The sequence below is a fragment of the Paenibacillus pasadenensis DSM 19293 genome, from assembly GCF_000422485.1.
Lineage (GTDB): Bacteria > Bacillota > Bacilli > Paenibacillales > Paenibacillaceae > Paenibacillus_O > Paenibacillus_O pasadenensis.
The window spans coordinates 81801-98095 of record NZ_AULW01000030.1; the positions used below are offsets into that span (position 1 = coordinate 81801).

The 16295-nt window shown below is 64.2% G+C and carries 15 protein-coding genes; 11 read left to right on the top strand and 4 right to left on the bottom strand.

Annotated elements, in window-relative coordinates:
- Positions 1-10 precede the first annotated feature (10 nt).
- The 4 genes from H582_RS0105285 to H582_RS0105300 all read left to right on the top strand — a co-directional run bounded on the left by H582_RS0105285 (position 11) and on the right by H582_RS0105300 (position 5824).
- Positions 11-847 (top strand): sugar phosphate isomerase/epimerase family protein, encoded by an 837-nt coding sequence (locus H582_RS0105285; RefSeq protein ID WP_240478942.1) that lies wholly within the window; start codon positions 11-13, stop codon positions 845-847.
- Positions 828-1922 (top strand): alpha/beta hydrolase, encoded by a 1095-nt coding sequence (locus H582_RS0105290; protein ID WP_240478943.1) that lies wholly within the window; start codon positions 828-830, stop codon positions 1920-1922. The genes H582_RS0105285 and H582_RS0105290 overlap by 20 nt, the downstream gene beginning before the upstream one ends.
- Positions 1923-2157: 235 nt before the next feature.
- The gene (locus H582_RS29815; RefSeq protein WP_052332987.1) at positions 2158-3321 is read left to right on the top strand and encodes a glucosaminidase domain-containing protein; all 1164 of its coding nucleotides are present in this window, start codon (positions 2158-2160) and stop codon (positions 3319-3321) included.
- A 64-nt stretch (positions 3322-3385) separates the two neighbouring features.
- On the top strand, positions 3386-5824 hold the full coding sequence (locus tag H582_RS0105300) for a type IA DNA topoisomerase (RefSeq protein WP_028597698.1): 2439 nt from the start codon (positions 3386-3388) through the stop codon (positions 5822-5824).
- Here H582_RS0105300 and H582_RS26100 read toward each other — a convergent pair.
- Entirely contained in the window at positions 5785-7611 is a 1827-nt protein-coding gene (locus H582_RS26100) for an ABC transporter substrate-binding protein (RefSeq protein ID WP_052332988.1), read from the bottom strand. The genes H582_RS0105300 and H582_RS26100 overlap by 40 nt on opposite strands.
- 204 nt (positions 7612-7815) lie before the next feature.
- Between H582_RS26100 and H582_RS0105310 the strand changes: the two genes are divergently transcribed.
- Positions 7816-8010 (top strand): hypothetical protein, encoded by a 195-nt coding sequence (locus tag H582_RS0105310; RefSeq protein WP_028597699.1) that lies wholly within the window; start codon positions 7816-7818, stop codon positions 8008-8010.
- Between the two features lie 97 nt (positions 8011-8107).
- On the opposite strand, the gene H582_RS0105315 is transcribed toward H582_RS0105310, so the two are convergent.
- Entirely contained in the window at positions 8108-8860 is a 753-nt protein-coding gene (locus H582_RS0105315; RefSeq protein ID WP_028597700.1) for an HAD family hydrolase, read from the bottom strand.
- A 44-nt stretch (positions 8861-8904) separates the two neighbouring features.
- Here H582_RS0105315 and H582_RS31600 point away from each other — a divergent pair, with 44 nt between their 5' ends.
- From H582_RS31600 to H582_RS0105345, 5 genes are all read left to right on the top strand, one after another.
- Positions 8905-9237 (top strand): hypothetical protein, encoded by a 333-nt coding sequence (locus H582_RS31600; RefSeq protein WP_153783556.1) that lies wholly within the window; start codon positions 8905-8907, stop codon positions 9235-9237.
- 127 nt (positions 9238-9364) lie between these two features.
- Complete coding sequence (locus H582_RS0105325) at positions 9365-10087, top strand: phosphonate ABC transporter ATP-binding protein (RefSeq protein WP_028597702.1); 723 nt, start codon at positions 9365-9367, stop codon at positions 10085-10087.
- A 76-nt stretch (positions 10088-10163) separates the two neighbouring features.
- Positions 10164-10775, top strand: a complete 612-nt coding sequence (locus tag H582_RS0105330) for a DUF3298 and DUF4163 domain-containing protein (RefSeq protein ID WP_028597703.1) — start codon at positions 10164-10166, stop codon at positions 10773-10775.
- A gap of 22 nt (positions 10776-10797) precedes the next feature.
- A complete protein-coding gene (locus H582_RS26105; RefSeq protein WP_043110952.1) occupies positions 10798-12417 on the top strand; it encodes an amino acid permease in 1620 nt (539 codons plus the stop codon).
- Positions 12418-12590: 173 nt separating this feature from the next.
- A complete protein-coding gene (locus tag H582_RS0105345; RefSeq protein ID WP_028597705.1) occupies positions 12591-13244 on the top strand; it encodes an MOSC domain-containing protein in 654 nt (217 codons plus the stop codon).
- A gap of 159 nt (positions 13245-13403) precedes the next feature.
- Here the strand turns inward: H582_RS0105345 and H582_RS0105350 are convergent, their stop codons facing one another.
- Positions 13404-14381 (bottom strand): YpdA family putative bacillithiol disulfide reductase, encoded by a 978-nt coding sequence (locus H582_RS0105350; protein ID WP_028597706.1) that lies wholly within the window; start codon positions 14379-14381, stop codon positions 13404-13406.
- 167 nt (positions 14382-14548) lie between these two features.
- Between H582_RS0105350 and H582_RS0105355 the strand changes: the two genes are divergently transcribed.
- Positions 14549-15070, top strand: a complete 522-nt coding sequence (locus H582_RS0105355; protein WP_028597707.1) for a hypothetical protein — start codon at positions 14549-14551, stop codon at positions 15068-15070.
- A gap of 107 nt (positions 15071-15177) precedes the next feature.
- On the opposite strand, the gene xerS is transcribed toward H582_RS0105355, so the two are convergent.
- Entirely contained in the window at positions 15178-16266 is a 1089-nt protein-coding gene (xerS, locus tag H582_RS0105360; protein WP_028597708.1) for a tyrosine recombinase XerS, read from the bottom strand.
- Positions 16267-16295: the final 29 nt, after the last annotated feature.

A 16295-nucleotide genomic window follows, 5' to 3' on the forward strand; every position in this document is an offset into this window, starting at 1 on the left:
ACTGGGGGCGATGAACATCGCAAGGATGACGTTGACCGGATTCGCCGATGAGATCTCATCGGATTTGGAGGAGCAGCTGGACGTGCTGGAGTCGGAATCGATCCGCTATCTCGAGCTGCGCGGGGTTCTGGGCAAAAACGTGCTGGATCTGACGGACGAGGAAGCGGAGCGAGTGAAGAAGCGGCTGCAGCAGCGACGGTTCGGCGTGTCCTCGATCGGCTCCCCGCTCGGCAAGATCGGCATCGGGGAGGCGTTCGAGCCGCATGTTCAGCGGGCTCGGCGCGCGGTCGAGCTGGCGCGGTTTTTCGAGGCTCCGTTTGTCCGCATCTTTTCCTTCTATATTCCGAAGGGAGAGCATGAGCAGCATCGCGAGGAGGCGCTGCGCCGGATGAAGCGGCTGGCCGAGCTGGCCGAGTCGGCCGGCGTCGTGATGGTGCATGAAAATGAAAGCCATATTTACGGCGACACCGCGGAGCGCTGCCTCGAGCTGCTGGAGAGCGCCGCTTCGGACCGCCTGCGGGCCGCGTTCGATCCGGCGAACTTCGTGCAATGCGGCGTCAGGCCGATGGACGACGCCTACCCGCTGCTGAGCGGCTATATCGCTTATGTGCATGTCAAAGACGCCGTGATGGGCAGCGGGCAGGTGACGCCTGTCGGCGAAGGCGACGGCCAGTGGAGCGAGCTGCTCGCCCGGCTGTGCGGGCAAGGCTATGCCGGCTTCCTGTCGCTCGAGCCTCATCTGCCGGCCCGTGGAGAGTGGGAAGGAAAGAGCGGAGCGGAGCGGTTCGTCATCGCCAGCCGCGCGCTCAAAAAGGAGCTGGAGGCCCATGGAATCGACTGGTCGTAGGCGGATGGAAGCGAGCGGCCGGGAGCGGCCGGACGGGCAGCGGCCGGGTGTGCCGGACGGGCTGACGCAGCCGCTGCCGGCGGATCGGCAGGGCTCGATCCAGGAGATCGATTATGATGCGCACCATTACATTAATGCGGACCGCCAGCTCGTCTCCTCCAGCCTCGTCGATCCGGCGGAAGCCGGCAGGGAGGTCGTGCGCGGAAAGCCGATCCGCAAGCGCTGCAGCCTCTATTTGCCCGCGGGTTATGAAGCAGCGCCTGCGGACGCCCGCTGCGACGTCCTCTATTTGCTGCATGGCGTAGGCGGCGACCATCGCGAGTGGCTGGACGGCAGCGGCCAAACAGGCGGGCGTCCGCTGCTCGCCGCGATTCTCGACCGTCTGATCGCGGCAGGAGATATCCCGCCGACGATCGTCGTCTTTCCCAACGGACGCAGCGCGGTCGATTGGACAGACCGCTCCTTCAACACGGAGGGGACCAACATGCTCGGCTTTTATTATTTCGACTATGAGCTTCGGCATGACCTGATCCCCTTCATCGACGCCCGCTACCGGACCAAAGCCGCGGCGGCAAGCGGCGTGCCGGGCGGTGACGGGCAGGGCGGACGGAGCCATCGCGCGCTGGCCGGCCTGTCCATGGGCGGGATGCAGGCGCTCAATCTCGGGCTCGGCGGCTTCCGCCACGATTCGGCCGTATTCGCAGGCGGCGCGAGCCGCTACGGCAACGGACTCGTGCCGACCGTGCCGGCTCCGGGCATGACCGACCTGTTCTCGGCTGTCGGCGCTTTTTCCAATGCGCCTACGTCAAGCGGCGGGCAGAGGCTCGGGGCGAGCATCCGCGCCGCAGGGTTCGCGGTCCGCCAGCTTATGCTCGTATGCGGCGACGAGGACCTGCTCGTCCAGTCGAGCTTCGAGGAGGCGCTCGACGGGCTGGAGGAAGCGGCGGGCGAGCGGCTAGGCTCGCTGCTGCGCGAGATCGTGCCGGGCGGCAAGCATGACTTCGGCGTTTGGACGTACGCGGCGTACCGGTTTCTGCTCGCCGCTTTTGGAACATCCGGCTCGACCGGAGCTTGAAGCTTCCGAGCAGCGTCGCTTTCTACGGAGAGCGACGCTGCTTTTTTTGCCGTCCGCTCGCGTACGCAGCGGCGATCCGGTGTCGCGGCATATCCGAACGGTCGGTGGAGAATGCTGGGCATGCAGGAGAGAAGCGGCGATATGTCCAAAACCTTTTTCGGCTCTCTTTCTATGAATTATGGTACAATCGGCCTATTGTCTTTTGAACCTCATTCATATTAAGGAGAGATGTCACGTGAACATGCCAGAAGGCGCCGCGATTGTTACTCCTTCGGATATCCGCCATATCAGAACCTTTATCGACGATAAATATCCGGGGAAGCCCCAGAACGAAAAAAGCGAGCTGGTCGCGGAAGCGATCCGCCGCGTCATCTTCCATCAGCTGCCCGACTTCGCAGAGGGCATCAAAAAAGAGCTGGCTTCTCGGCTCGTGCGCCGCAAGCTCGTCCAGAAAGGCTTCGTCCGCCGCGACGATGTCGTCGAAGCCTGTCTGGAGCTCGACATCCGCGACCAGCGGATCGTCCGGCCGCTGCGCGAATGGATCGAGCGCAAGCTGGACGTCACGGTCGAGGACCGGGAGCTGCAGCGCGTGCTGCGTCTGGTCAAGCCTGTGCGCTCGGAGCGCGAAAGCGAGGCGCTGCTGGGCCGCATCGCCAAGGAGCTGGACGCCTCCTCGCCGGGTGCGTCCGAACCGATGGAGGAGCAGCGGGCCGGGTCGTCCTGGCTCGCCGGAATGCCGAGCATGCGCATCTTGACGGCTGCCATTGGATGCGTCATGATCATGGGAGGCATGCTCGTGTACGTCGTGTCGCTGCTCCATGACCGTTCCGAAACGGCGGGCATGGCGGTCGTGTCGGCGGCTGCGCTGGAGCAGCCGGAGGCGGCCTCCCAGGCGGCGCAGCCGAAGCATGCGGCGGCCGAGCCCGCCGCGGCCCCGGCAGCCGAGCCAAGCCCGAGGATGGACAACGATCTTCCGCAATCGCTGCAATATGCCGATATCGACGAGGCCGCGCTGCAGCGCTTTTTGGAGAGCCGCTCCTCGATGCTGGCCGGATCGCGCTACATGGACGCGATTCTCGACGCGGCGCGCCATTACAATATTCATCCCTTGCTGCTGTTCGCCATAACGGGACAGGAACAGAGCTTCGTGCCCGACGACCATAAGCGGGCCAAGCAGATGGCCAACAATCCGTTCAATGTGCATTACAGCTGGCAGAACTTCAATACGACGATCGAGGAATCGTCCATGATCGCAGCCAAAACGGTCGTCAACCTCAGCAAAAACCGTCCCGAGGACCGCGACGCGATCGTCTGGATCAACCGCAAGTATGCGGAGGACAAAAACTGGTCCAAGGGCGTCCAGAGCATCCTGGACATGCTGGAGGAGATCGCGGCCTGACGGATGGCCCGCGGCCGGGCTGGCGTATGGAGCCTCTTTCGCCGACGGAGAGGAGCCGGTGCAGCTGAAGACGCTGATCATCGCCGAAAAACCCGATATGGGCCGCAACATCGCGGCCGTCATGGAGCCCAAGGCGCAAAACCGCCGCACTCATCTCGAGGGCGAGCGGTTCGTCGTCACTTGGGCTATCGGTCATCTCGTCGGTCTCGCCGAGCCCGACGACTACGACCCGCGCTACAAAAAATGGAAGGACAGCGACCTGCCGATCATTCCGGACGTGTTCAAGCTGTCCCCGAACCCGCGGACGAAGGACCAGCTCAAGGTGATCGGCGAGCTCGCGCGCAAATGCGGCCGGATCGTCAATGCTTGCGATGCCGGGCGGGAAGGCCAGCTGATCTTCCATTTCATCCGCCGCCATCTCAAGCTGACGCAGCCGGTCGACCGGCTCTGGATCTCCGATCTGACGCCGGAGACGATCCGCCGCGGCTTCGAGCAGCTCGCGAGCGACGACAAATATGCGCCGCTGACGCGGGCCGCCCAGGCGCGCAGCGAGGCGGACTGGCTGATCGGGATGAACGCCTCGCGCGCGTTCACGATCCGCCATCGCGCGCTGCTGACCGTAGGCCGGGTGCAGACGCCCGTGCTCGCGCTGCTGTATGACCGCCACCGGGAGATCGAGGCGTTCCGTCCGGAGACGTACTACCGGATCGAGGCGTCGTTCGAGCAGCCGGGGGCCAAGTACAAAGGAATCTGGCAGGGGGATCGCCTGACGGACGGAGCCAAGGCCGCCGCGATCGCGGACAAGGTCAAGGGCAAGACCGGAACGATCGCCAGCTACGAGAAGGCGGAGTCCAAGGAGTATCCGTTCCGCCTGCATGACCTGACGCTGCTGCAGCGAGAGGCGAACGGCCGCTACGGCTTCCCCGCCAAAAAGACGCTCGACGTGGCGCAGGCGCTGTACGAGAAGCATAAAGTCATCACCTATCCGCGGACGAGCTCCAACTATGTCACGGAAGAGACGATCCCCGTCATGGCCAAGGCGCTCGACATGCTGCGAGGAACCGAATACGGCGAGCTTGCCGCCGGAGCGGACCGCGGGAAGGTACATAAAGGGAACAAGGCCGTCTGCAACCCGGCCAAGGTCGAGGATCATCATGCCATCCTGCCGACGCCCAAGCGTCCCGGCTCGCTGAGCGCGGACGAGAAGAAGATTTACGATCTTATCGTGCGCCGGTTCTTGTCCCATTATTACGGACCTGCCGTCTACCGCAACCATACGGTCATGACCGTCGTGGAGGAGGAGACGTTCCGGACGCGGGTCAAGCAGCTGCTCGACCCGGGCTGGAAGGTGACCCAAGCCGAGGCGGAGCCGGGCGACAAGAAAAAAAGCCGCTCCAAAGGAGCGGCCGAGGACGAAGCGGACGAGGAGACGCTCACGGACGGCGAGTTCGCCGTCGATCCCGAGGCGCCGTCGCGCTGCAAGTCCGCCAAGGCGGAGGAGAAGGCGACGCAGCCGCCCAAGCCCTACACGGAGGGCACGCTGCTCAAGGCGATGGAGAGCGCCGGCAAGGCGATGGAGGACGAGGAGCTGCGGGAGACGATGAAGGACAGCGGCCTCGGCACGCCGGCGACGCGCGCCGCTACGATCGAGCGGCTCAAGCAGGTCGGCTACATCCGGACGGCAGGCAAGAAGCTGGAGATCGAGCCGAAGGGCGCCTCCGCGATCGAGCTCATCCGCGGAGCGGGAGTCGAGCTGCTCGCCTCGCCGGTCATGACCGGACAGTGGGAGCGGAGGCTCGTGCAGATCGCGCGCGGAGAAGCCTCGGACGAGGCGTTCATGGACAAAGTCAAGCTGTTCGCCCGCTCCATCGTCGACAAGGTGCGGCAGCAGCCGCCCGCCCCGGCGGGCACCTTCCAAGAGCCCGAGCGCAAAGGCGGACGCAAAGGCGCTGCCCGAGCGGCCGGCGGCCGCTCGCAGCCGGCTTCGGCGGCGGCAGGTCCGTCCGGCCGCAGGTCCGGAGCCGGCTCAAGCTCGCCGGCCGCCCCAGCCAAGCGGGAGGGGACGAGAGCCGGCGCCGCTCCGGCCAAGCGATCGGGGGCGAGCGCCGGCGCCGGTCCCGCTGCCGCAGCGGCGGGCAAGCAGCGGCCGGGGACGAGCGCCCTGCGCGCCTCGGCGGCGAGCTCCGGACAGCCTTCCGCCTCCGATGTCTTGTCGGGCGTGCGGGAGCGACAGGCGCTTGGCGCCTGCCCTCTTTGCGGCGGAGCCGTCATCGAAGGCAGCCGCGGCTACGGCTGCTCGCGCTTCCGGGAAGGCTGCCGCTTCGTCGTCTGGAAGGAGCAGCACGGCAAGAAGCTGAGCGTGACGATGCTCGGCGCGCTGCTCGCCAAAGGCAAAACGGGCGTGCTGGCGTTCAAGGGCGAGGACGGACAAAGCCGCAAGGGCCGTCTCGAGCTGGCGCCTCCCTACACCGGAGAGACGAGGCTTTCCCTGGAGCGCTCCTGAGCTTCCGACACGAGCCACACATCCTTGAAATCCATCCATCCAAGCTTGTTGATGTCGATGCCGCGGACGGAAGGATGCACGTACGTGTTCATCGCCCGGTGGATGAGGGGCAGGATCTGATGCTCGTTCAGCAAGCGCTGCTCGATTTGCCGAAGCAGCGCTTTTCGCTGTTCCGGCAGCTCGGCGGAGAACAGATGATCGAGGTTGCGCCTGACCCAGTGCAGCAGCGATTCATCCATATGCTGGCGCATGTAGCTGGAGTCCTGCAGGTAGTTTTCCAGCTCGCACACCTCGTCCTCGGCGATGACGAGATTTTGCAGGATGCAATCGGCCTCCATGACGAGCTCGGGAGGGTAGATCGACGAATGGGACTCGAAGCGCAGCTCGAGCGGAATGCCGATTTCGGCCAGGCGCTCCTGCAGCCAGTACGCTTCGCTCCGGTAGGCGGGGCTGGTGAGCAGGACGATCGGGCTCCCGTCGTAGCCATGCTCCTCCAGGAGGCGTCTCGCCGTCTCCGGCTCGTACCGTTCCAGGATCGGAAAATCGGGCATCGCCGGCATGTAGCTGTGGGCTGGCCGGCAGGCGTCCCCGACCGCGCGGCTGAGTCCCCAGCGGTCGACGGCCAGCTCGACCGCCTGCCGGAAGACGACGGAGCGCTGCGGACCGGACTTCCTCCGGTTCCACGAGATCAGGCTGCACCCTTTGTTGAGCGTGCGGATCTGGCCCCATTTCTGCTCGGGCCGGACGGTCAGGCGGCTGTCGCTCGCCATGATCTGGCCCCATTTTTGCCGCGTCTCGGTCGGGATGTCCTCCGGCATGACGGCGATCTGCACTTCGTCGAGATAAGCGCGTCCTTGGAAATAATGCTCATGCACCGACAGGTCGATCCGCTCCGGCGTCCAGCGGGCAAGCCGGAACGGCCCGGTGCCGGAAGGCAGCTGCCAGAAGCGCTCCGGATCCTCCCGCACGAGATCGGCCGGCAGGATGGAGGCGACCGCGGAGCAGAGCAGCCGCGGCAGCAGCCGGTTCGGCTGGCGCAGCGACAGCCGGACCGTCCGGTTGTCGAGCGGCACGGCGGCGATCATCGTCTCCAGCAGGAACCGGTTCGGCTGGCCGTCCGCCAGCCGGTTGAGCGTGAAGCATACATCCTCGGAGGTCATCTCCGTGCCGTGGTGGAAACGGATCCCTTTGCGCAGATGGAACACCCAGACGCGCGCATCGTCGCTGCATTCCCAGTGATGGGCGAGGGAGGGGAGCAGCTTGCCCTCGCGCGCGTCGAAGTTGAGCAGGCGGTCGAAAATCTGATGGATCAGATGGGAGTCGAACGAAAAGAACATCCGGGCGGGATCGAGCGACACGGGGGGCCGATAGACCGGCAGCCGGAAGATGTCCCGCTGGTCCAAGAGGCCCTCGGCGATCCGGTCGGAGCCGAAGTGGCCGTTCAGGAAGTCGACGAAGCGGTCTCGGGCCGCGGTCCGGTCGCCATGATGCTTCATCAGTCTGAACGCCTTCTGATAATCGCCGTTGCCGGCCATCTGCTTGGCCGTATCGAGCAGGAACTGCTCGCGGCTCATGAGGAACTCGATGCGCGAGCGGACGCCGCGGCCGCGGCCGGCATGCCAGCGCAGCCAGTTCTCCTCCTCCAGCTTGCGGATGATCAGCTTGACGTTGCGCTCGGTGCAGTGGAACAGCTCGGCCAGCTCCTCGAGCGACACCTCGACGATCGTATCGGGGTCCATGACGCGGTAATGGTCGAGCAGCAGCAAATACCTCTCGGCGCTAAGCATGACAGTTCCTTTCTCCTTTTTTTGGCTCATCGCATCCGGGACAAGCGATGCGGGCCAAGGGCAGCGTTTTCTTTCCTGAAAAAGAGGAAGCATTCGGATTTAATTGTACACTTTTTGTTCCTGTTATGTCATGAGATACTTGGTTCAGGGCAAAAAGAAGAACAAAGAACGAATCCAATCCAGCCCGCGAGGAGATATGAACCGATGTACGAAACGATTTATCGACATGAGATGGAGATCCAGCGCCATCATCGAAGCTCCGCCACCCACAGAAGGCTGTTTAACGCCGTGAACGAGCTGACGCCGAAAGCGAACAATTCCGATTATAGAGGCCGTATGAGCCGTCAGATCTGGAAGCCGCTGCACGCGATGATCGTCTTCACGGGCTTGCGCAAATGAGCCGCGGCGCCGCAGTCAAAAAAGGACAAAAGCGAAGGGCATGAGAAGGACCGGAAATCCGGAACCTCTCATGCCCTTCGCTTTTTGGTTCAGGCTGTTAGGAAATTCGGCCGCGGTACGAGGCGATGCCCTGCGGAACATCCCGCAGATGCTTCAGCTGCAGGAACGCCCCTTGGGGCTCGACATCGATCGTCACGATATTGTACTCCCACTCGGTGAACGGCTCCACGTGGATCGCATGGATGCCGGTCGAAAGCGCCGGCACGACGTCGGTGCGGATGGAATTGCCGACCATCCACGTCTGGGAGCGGTCGAATCCGCCCGAGCGGAGGATGTCCTCCAGCGCGGCGGTATTTTTGTGCTGGCGGATATAGATCCGGTCTCCGAAATACCGCTGCAGGCCGAGCCGATCGACCTTGCGCTGCTGGATCAGCGGCTCGCCGCCCGTATACAGATGCAGCCGATGGCCGGCCTCGGCCAGCTCCTCGAGCGTGCTCTCCATATCGGGGTAGGGCTCCGCCTCTTGCTCGTAGACGCTCTGTCCCATGCTCCACAGCAGGTCGATCTCATCGGAGCCTTCCTCGCGTCCGGTAAGTCGGGACAAGTCGATGTAGGTGTCCAGGAAGGATTGCGGGAAATGGTCGCTCTTGAAGCCGATCGCATGGACGCCGGCGATGTCGATCTCCTGCTGCTTGCGGCGGATGACAGCCTCCGTCAGCTCGGGATAGGCGTGAAACCAGGTCAGCATGGCGTCGACGAACTGGTCGATGACCAGATTGAAATATTTGTTGCAGTGGATGAGCGTGTCATCCAGATCGAACAGGATGGTCTGCGGCGTAGGCTTGGCCATAAGCGGTCGTTGTCCCTTCTGGTCTGACTGGAGCAGTCAAGCTTTTGACTCCAATCTACTGCACCGGGGAACATCCGTCAAACGGTCGCGTCGGCGCCGCAGCCGATCTATGCGTATCGCTGCGTCTTGGCGGCGAGATTCTTCTTGATGAAGGCGATGCGCTGCCGGACATAGAAATCGCGGCTCTCGCCCTTGAGCTCCGAAGGAGTCACGGAGGAACGGGAGCCGTTGTCGATAATCGTCAGCCGGCCGTCATCGTAGAATTTGAAGGTCAGATCGCGGAAGGGGCGGTGGCGTTCGACAAATCGAAGGTGGTTGCAATTCATCTCGATCACGCTCCAGATCAAGGAATGGAGGAACGTTTGTTCCTGTTTTGATTATAGCAAACATTTGTTCGCGTGGAAAGTGTTTTTTCAATCCCGTACACTGGTGGAATAAGGATGACAACGATTGCAGGCCGGCAGCGAATTCATGCCGGACCGCCAGAAGGAGTGCAGCAGCGCCATGATCCATATCGCCCATCTCAAGAAACAGTTGCCCGCCGGCCCGACCGTGCTCGACGACATCAGCTTCCGGGCGGACGACGGGGAATTCATCGCCATCAAGGGAGCGAGCGGCAGCGGGAAGTCGATGCTGCTCAAATGCCTCGCGCTTCACGAAAGCTGGACCTCCGGAACGTACAAGCTGGACGGCAAGGAAGTGCCGACGACCTGGTCGGGCCGCTATCGGATCCGCCGCCAGGTCGCGCTGATCGAGGAGAAGCCGTCGCTTCATCCCGGCCGCACCGCGCTCAAGAACGTGCTCGTCGGCTCGGCGGCGCAGGCATCCGTCTTCCGGCGGCTGACCGGCATGGTCCGCAGCGACGACTACATGGGCGCGATGGACACGATCGAGAAGCTCGGCCTGCTCGACAAAGCCCACAGCAAGGCGGACAAGCTGAGCGGCGGCGAGCGGCAGCGCGTCGCCATCGCCCGAGCGCTCGTCCACGGCGCCAAGGTGCTGCTCGCGGACGAGCCGGTGTCCGGACTCGACCCTCACGCGGCGGAGAAGGTGCTCGGCGATCTCAAGCGGCTGTGCAAGGAGCAGGGGCTGATCGTGATCGCCGTGCTCCATCAGGGCGACTGGGCCGAGCGCTACGCCGACCGCATCATCGGGCTGAACAGCGGCAAAGTCGCGCTGCAGGTGAACGGCCGCAGGCTGACCGAGCGCGAAAAGAACTTGCTTTGACCAAGCGGCATGATTTTCCGCCCTCCCTTCATACAATCGGAATGATCGATTCTATGGATATGGCAGGTGGAGAATCATGCCGTTCGTGCAACCGGCTTCCGTACACACGAGCCGCGTCGTCAGGCCCAAGACCGAGCTGCTGCTGCCGGTCGTCTCGATCGCAGGCGAGGAGGAGGCGACAGCCGCGATCAACGGCTCGATCCGCTCGGCGGCGCGGATGCTGATGGAGGAGCAGGGCTCGCTGGACGATCCCCGCTCCGAGATGCTCGGCTTTTACGAGCTCAAGAACAACCAGAAGGGCGTGCTCAGCCTCTCGCTCTTCAACTACGCCTATACCGGCGGAGCGCACGGCCTGACGCTGCAGCGCTCGCTCACCTTCCTGAACGACGAAGGCAAGCCGATTCCGCTGTCCGGGCTGTTCAAGCCGGGCTCCGACTACCGCAAGCGGCTGTCGGAGCTGGTGGCGCGCCAGATCAAGCAGCGGGACATCCAGACGCTGCAGCCGTTCGAGGGCATCCGGCCCGACCAGGATTACTACATCGCCGACCGCGCGCTCGTCATCTGGTTCAGCGTGTACGAGATCACCCCTTACGTGTTCGGTTTTCCTTATTTTCCGATTTCCGTCTACGACCTGACCGACCTGATCCGCGAGGACGGTCCGCTCGGCGTCATGGACGTCAACGATTAAGGGAGCGAAGGGGGACGAGGGCATGTGGATCTGGATCGGATTCGGCATGTACGGAGCGGCGGCGCTGGCATGGCTTGCCGTGTTCGCGGCGGCGGAGCGGCGGCGCCAGCTCGGCGGATACCAGTCGCTGACGAAGTACGCGGCCTACATCCAGTTCATGCAGGACAAGAGCGAGCTGAACCGATACGGATATGCGCAGCGGCTGAAAAGGGCGTTCGGGCCGTTCGCCGCGTTCGCGCTGCCGTTCAACGCGATGGCGCTGCTCGGCGGCGGAGCGCTGTTCCTGCATGTCGCCGGACCGGGGGCGGCCGGCGGGCTTATCCTGTGGGCCTGGCCGCTGCTCGGCCTGGGTGCGCTGGCCGTGCATGCGGTGTCGGCGGAGCTGATGTCCGCCGTGCCGACGGCCAAAGGAACGTCCCACGCGGCCGAATGGCTGGCCGGGAAGGCGGCCGGCAGAGCGAGCGGCTTGCTGCGGCTCGGCGGCCAGTGGGCGCTCGCGGCCTGGATGAGCCTGGAGGCGGCCCGCTGGCTCGGCCAGTCCTGGCAGGGCTGGCTCGGCGGATCAGCCGCCGCGGTCGCGGCAGTCGCGCTGGCGTTCGCGCTGGCGCTGCAAGGACTCGTTTGCCTGGCCGGCAACGGCTGCTTCGGCTTCGTGCAGCGGGCGGTCGCCGCCGTCCAGATCGGCTGCTGCCTGCTGCTGCTGGCGCTGCTCGCCGGGGCGCTGTGGCCGAACTACTCGCTGCCGTCGATCTTGCCGCCGCTCGGTCAAGGCGCGGGGACGGGCGCCGTTCCGCTGAACGCCGACTGGGCGCTCGGCGCGCTGCTGCTGTGGAGGCTGTTCCTGTCCGGCGGAGCGGCGGAAGCCGCGGCCGAGGAGACGGTGGAGCCGCGGATGCGCCTGCCCTGGGGACAGTTCCAGTCGGCGGCTTATCTATACACGGGCGGCTACGTGCTGCTGGCGCTGGCCGCCATGTACGCCGCGTCCCGGCCGCTCGGCGGCGCAGCCGGCGCGTGGCTCCACCCCGTCAGCTCGGCCATTGCGAGCTCGCCGGGCGCGGTGCTGGCGCTTGACGCGCTGGTCGCGGTCAGCCTGCTGGGCGGCTCGCTCTCGCTGCTGTTCGCCTCGACGAGGCTTGCCGGCGCGCTCGCCCGCGACAGCAGCCATCCCGCCCTGGCCCGGCTCGCGCGGGTTGCCGTCAAGCGGCGCACCTACGACGGAGCCGCCATGCTGGCCGTCCTGGCGGCAGCGGCGCTTGCCGCAGGCTCGGCGCTGCTGCCGGCTTCCGGCGGCGCGCAGACGGCCTTCCTGCTCGCGCTCGGCGTCATGCTGCATCATGGAGCGCTGCTGCTTCCGCTCTCCGGCCTGCTGCGGCTGCGTCGGGGGCAGGAGCATCCGGCGCTGGCTCCGCTCTGGTCGCCCGGGCCCGCGCGCGGGCTGCTGCGCTGGACAGCGGCCGCCGTCCTGGCCGTTGTCGCGGCGGCCGCGGCCGCCATCAGCCCGGCCGCCCTGGCCGCGGCGCTGGTCTGGCTCGCGGCGGCGCTGCTCGCTTCACGGCCGCTTGCCGCCGCAGGAGCGGCGGACAGCCGCAGCCTGCCGAGCCGCCAGGAGCTGCTGCAGCTGGAGCGCTCCCATCCCCAATAGGCTCGGGAAATGTTGGGCCTGACTATTTCCCGGGGAAGCGCAGAATGCAACACGATTAAAAAAGTTTCGACACGCCCTGTCGCAAAGACGGCTTTCGGTGTCGAGAAGAGGGGGCGGGTTGCCGGAGGGCGCCCGCTTCTTTTATAATGGGCCGGAAAGGGAGGCGGAAGCAGGTGGAGCATAAGGAGCGCAAGATCGTTTCGGTCAATGTCGGCTTGCCGGCGGCTGTCCGCCACGGCAGCCAGACGGTCATGACCGGCATCTTCAAATATCCGAGCGAAGGCGCGGTGCGGCTCGGAAGGACCGGGCCGGATGGGGACGGACAAGCCGACCTCAAGCATCACGGCGGGCCGGACAAGGCAGTCTGCGCCTATTCCGGACATCATTACCCGGAGTGGGAGCAGCGGCTGGAGCGGCAGCTCGGCTGGGGAGCTTTCGGCGAGAACCTGACGCTGAGCGGGATGGATGAGGAAGCGGTCGTCATCGGCGACCGCTATCGCTGCGGACAGGCGCTGCTGGAGGTCAGCCAGCCTCGTCAGCCTTGCTTCAAGCTCGGGCTGAGGCATGAGGAGCCGCAGCTGACGCTATGGGTCCAGCAGAGCGGGCGGACCGGCTATTATTTCCGCGTCGTCGAAGAAGGAGAGGCCGCAGCCGGCATGGAGCTGTCGCTGGAGCATCGCCCCGCGCACGGCATGACCGTCGCCGAGGCGAACCGCATCTACTACACGGCCAAGAAGGACGCGCAGGCGATCCGCGAGCTGCTGGTCGTGCCGGAGCTGGCCGACAGCTGGCGGACGGTCTTGTCCTCCCGGCTCGAATCGCTTTGACGAAGCCGGGTTCAGAGGGCCCTTTTGGATAAGGGCCATTTTACGGAGGCGTTACCTTTGTAAGTCGAATTATGTAAACCATTAATCCTCTTAACTAAAAGACGGCCGAAACCGAAAAAGACCGGCCGCGAGCGCGGACCGGTCCAGAATTGGCTTCGATCATGCTCTTGCGAGCAGATGATCGGCGATCTTGACGCCGTGGAAGCGTCCCGTCTCGATGAAGATCTCGTTCGCTTCATGCCGAGAGGCGACGACGCCGGCGAGGTAGACGCCCGGCACGTTCGTCTGCATCGTGTCGGAGTCGAAGTATGGATAGCCCTCCGGCTCGATTGCCACGCCGATGGAGCGGAGGAAGTCGCGATCCGGATGGAAGCCGGTCAGCGCGAGCACGAAATCGTTCGGCAGCTTGGCCTGCTCGCCGTCCTCGCTCTGCACGACGATGCTCGCGGGCGCGATCTCGACGACGCGGGAGTGGAACAGCATGCGGATTCGCTCTTTGCGGACGAGGCTCTCGAACACGGGCAGCACCCACGGCTTGATCGATGGGGAATAAGCCGGCTTGCGGTAGACGACCGTCACCTTGGCCCCGGCCCGCTCAAGCTCCAGCGCGGCGTCGATGGCCGAGTTGCTGCCGCCGATGATCGCGACGTCCATGCCGGTATACGGATGGGCTTCGCGGAAAAAGTGGCTGACCTTGGGCAAGTCCTCGCCGGGAATGCCGATCCGGTTCGGATGATCGAAGTAGCCGGTGGCGACGACGACCGCCGCGCAGCGGTAGGCCCGCTCCTCGCCATGCCTCGTCCGCGTGCTCAGCGCGAAGCCGTCCGGCTGCGGCACGACGGACTCGACCTTCTCGTAGGCGTGGACGCGGACGCCGCCGCGCAGCGCGACGGTGCGGTAGTAGTTGAGCGCCTCCAGCCGCGTCGGCTTCTCCTGCGCGGTCGTGAACGGCACGCCGCCGATCTCCAGCAGCTCCGGGGAGCTGAAGAAGCTCAGGTAGGTCGGGTACTGGGAAATGGAGTGGACGAGATTCTCTTTTTCGATGATGAGCGCGTCGATGCCGCGGGCTCGCAGCTCGAGAGCCGCGGCCAGGCCGCATGGTCCGGCGCCGATGATGATGACTTGTTCCTGCTGCAACGTACCTTCAACCTCCGTTCGGACGCCTTGCCGGCGCCTGCTGTACTAGCTATTGTACCTTCGCCTGATTTTGGAGGCAACCGCAGGCTTTCTCTATGGCGCAGAGGGGATTTCATGTATAATGGATTCACTAACACGGTTATGTGGCTTATAGAGGGGGATCTGGAATGCAGCGGAGATTTGTGATTGAAGCGGTCATGGTGGCGACTTATGGACAGCTGCTCGTTCCGAGCCTGCCGGTTGACTTCGTGCTGCCTTACTCCACGGTTCTGGAGCTATACGAGATGAAGGACAGCCCGGAGCCCGTCATGGACGATCCGACCGAGGACGCTTTCGTGCGGGGCAAGATCGGCGAGCTGATCCTATTTTTCGAGGATTCGCTCAACCGCAAGAAGATCGAGCGCGCTTTGACGGTGCCGTGGAGGGAGAGCTCTCCGCTCATCCTGAACGACCGCATCCAGTTTACGGTCGTGAACGCGGTGGACAATGCGCATTATGGAGAATATTTCGATCCGGTGGAGACAGAGCTGCTGCTGACGGCCTCCAAGTTCGATATTCCGATCCTGTCGGATCAATACGAGTTCCAGGATCGGCTGATCGAGGCGGAGGTGCCGGTGCAGGTATTCGACATCGAGGACTTCGACTACGCGGTCGAAGAAGGCGCGCAGCCTCAGCTGTTCGACCACTAGGAACTGCGGCTTCAGCGCAGCTGCTAGACCGCTAGGAACTGCGGCTTTGGCGCAGCTGTTCGACCGCCAGGCTGCGGCTTCGCCGCGAATCCGGCGGGACCGGGAGGCTAGCCTTCCCGGTTCCGTTCGCGGTCGATCGCTTCCTGCATCGTCTTGTCCGTCAGATGGGCATAGATCTGGGTCGTGTCCGGCGAAGCGTGACCGAGCTGCTCCTGCGTCTTGTACAGGTCGTTGCGCAAATAATAATCCGTCGCGAACGAATGCCGCAGCTTGTGCACGGACAGATACGGCTTGCCGAACCGCTTGGCGTACTTGAGGACCATCTCCTGGATGGCCCTTTTTGTCATGCGCGAGCCTTCCGTCTTGCCGTTGGCGACGGCGAGGAACAGCGCCTTCTCCTTGCGGGGAGCGGCGTAGCGGCTGTCCCGCAGCTGCAGGTAGGCCTGCAGGTCCTCCACCGCCTGCTGGCGGAAATAGACCGGCGTCTTGAACGTATCGTCGTTGCTGCCCTTGCGGTACGCATAGACGAGCTTTTTTTTGAGATCAAGATCGTCGACGTTCAGGTTGACGACCTCGGAGACGCGCAGGCCGGAGTGGAGGATGAGGCTGACGATGCAGCAGTCGCGCGTCGAATTTTTCTCGAAGGCGTGCAGCGCCTGCTTGCTGAGCGCGGGATCCTGGCCGTACTCGGACTTGACGAAGCGGAGGAATTCGTCGAGCTCCTCCTCCTGCAGCAGCTTGCCCTCGAGCTTGGCGGCCGTATCCTTGGGCTTATGCGTGCGCTTGATCGCGACCTTGGCCATCACGTTGCGCTTGAGCAGCGGATAGAAGTCCTCGTCCTCGGCGATCTGGCTCAAATAATGAAAGAGCGAGCGGAGGGAGCTGAGCTTGCGCGAGACGGTCGTGCGGCTGTTGGCGTGCAGCGGCTTGGACGCCAGGAACATGCGGTAGCCGTCGATGCTGTCCATGCGCAGCTTCTCGAGCTCCTCGAGCTTTACATCGGACAGGGCGGGGCCTTCCGCCAAGCCTTCGGCGATCAGCCAGCCGAGGAAGGCCTCATAGTCCCGCACGTATTCGAGCAGCGAGGAGGGGGAGAGGTCGGGCAGCTTGTAGTTGATGAATTTCTCGATATACCACGGCATGGAGGGAACGCGCCGATCCAGCTCCATGCGGTCCTTCACCTTCAAGATGTTCATGAGCGGCTCCTCCAATCTTTTCCTCCGTA

Coding starts and splice junctions, on each gene's coding strand:
- H582_RS0105285 (WP_240478942.1), top strand. CDS start 11: ATGAACATCGCAAGGATGACGTTGACCGGATTCGCCGATGAGATCTCA.
- H582_RS0105290 (WP_240478943.1), top strand. CDS start 828: ATGGAATCGACTGGTCGTAGGCGGATGGAAGCGAGCGGCCGGGAGCGG.
- H582_RS26100 (WP_052332988.1), bottom strand. CDS start 7,611: ATGCTTAGCGCCGAGAGGTATTTGCTGCTGCTCGACCATTACCGCGTC.
- H582_RS0105310 (WP_028597699.1), top strand. CDS start 7,816: ATGTACGAAACGATTTATCGACATGAGATGGAGATCCAGCGCCATCAT.
- H582_RS0105315 (WP_028597700.1), bottom strand. CDS start 8,860: ATGGCCAAGCCTACGCCGCAGACCATCCTGTTCGATCTGGATGACACG.
- H582_RS0105325 (WP_028597702.1), top strand. CDS start 9,365: ATGATCCATATCGCCCATCTCAAGAAACAGTTGCCCGCCGGCCCGACC.
- H582_RS0105330 (WP_028597703.1), top strand. CDS start 10,164: ATGCCGTTCGTGCAACCGGCTTCCGTACACACGAGCCGCGTCGTCAGG.
- H582_RS26105 (WP_043110952.1), top strand. CDS start 10,798: ATGTGGATCTGGATCGGATTCGGCATGTACGGAGCGGCGGCGCTGGCA.
- H582_RS0105355 (WP_028597707.1), top strand. CDS start 14,549: ATGCAGCGGAGATTTGTGATTGAAGCGGTCATGGTGGCGACTTATGGA.
- xerS (WP_028597708.1), bottom strand. CDS start 16,266: ATGAACATCTTGAAGGTGAAGGACCGCATGGAGCTGGATCGGCGCGTT.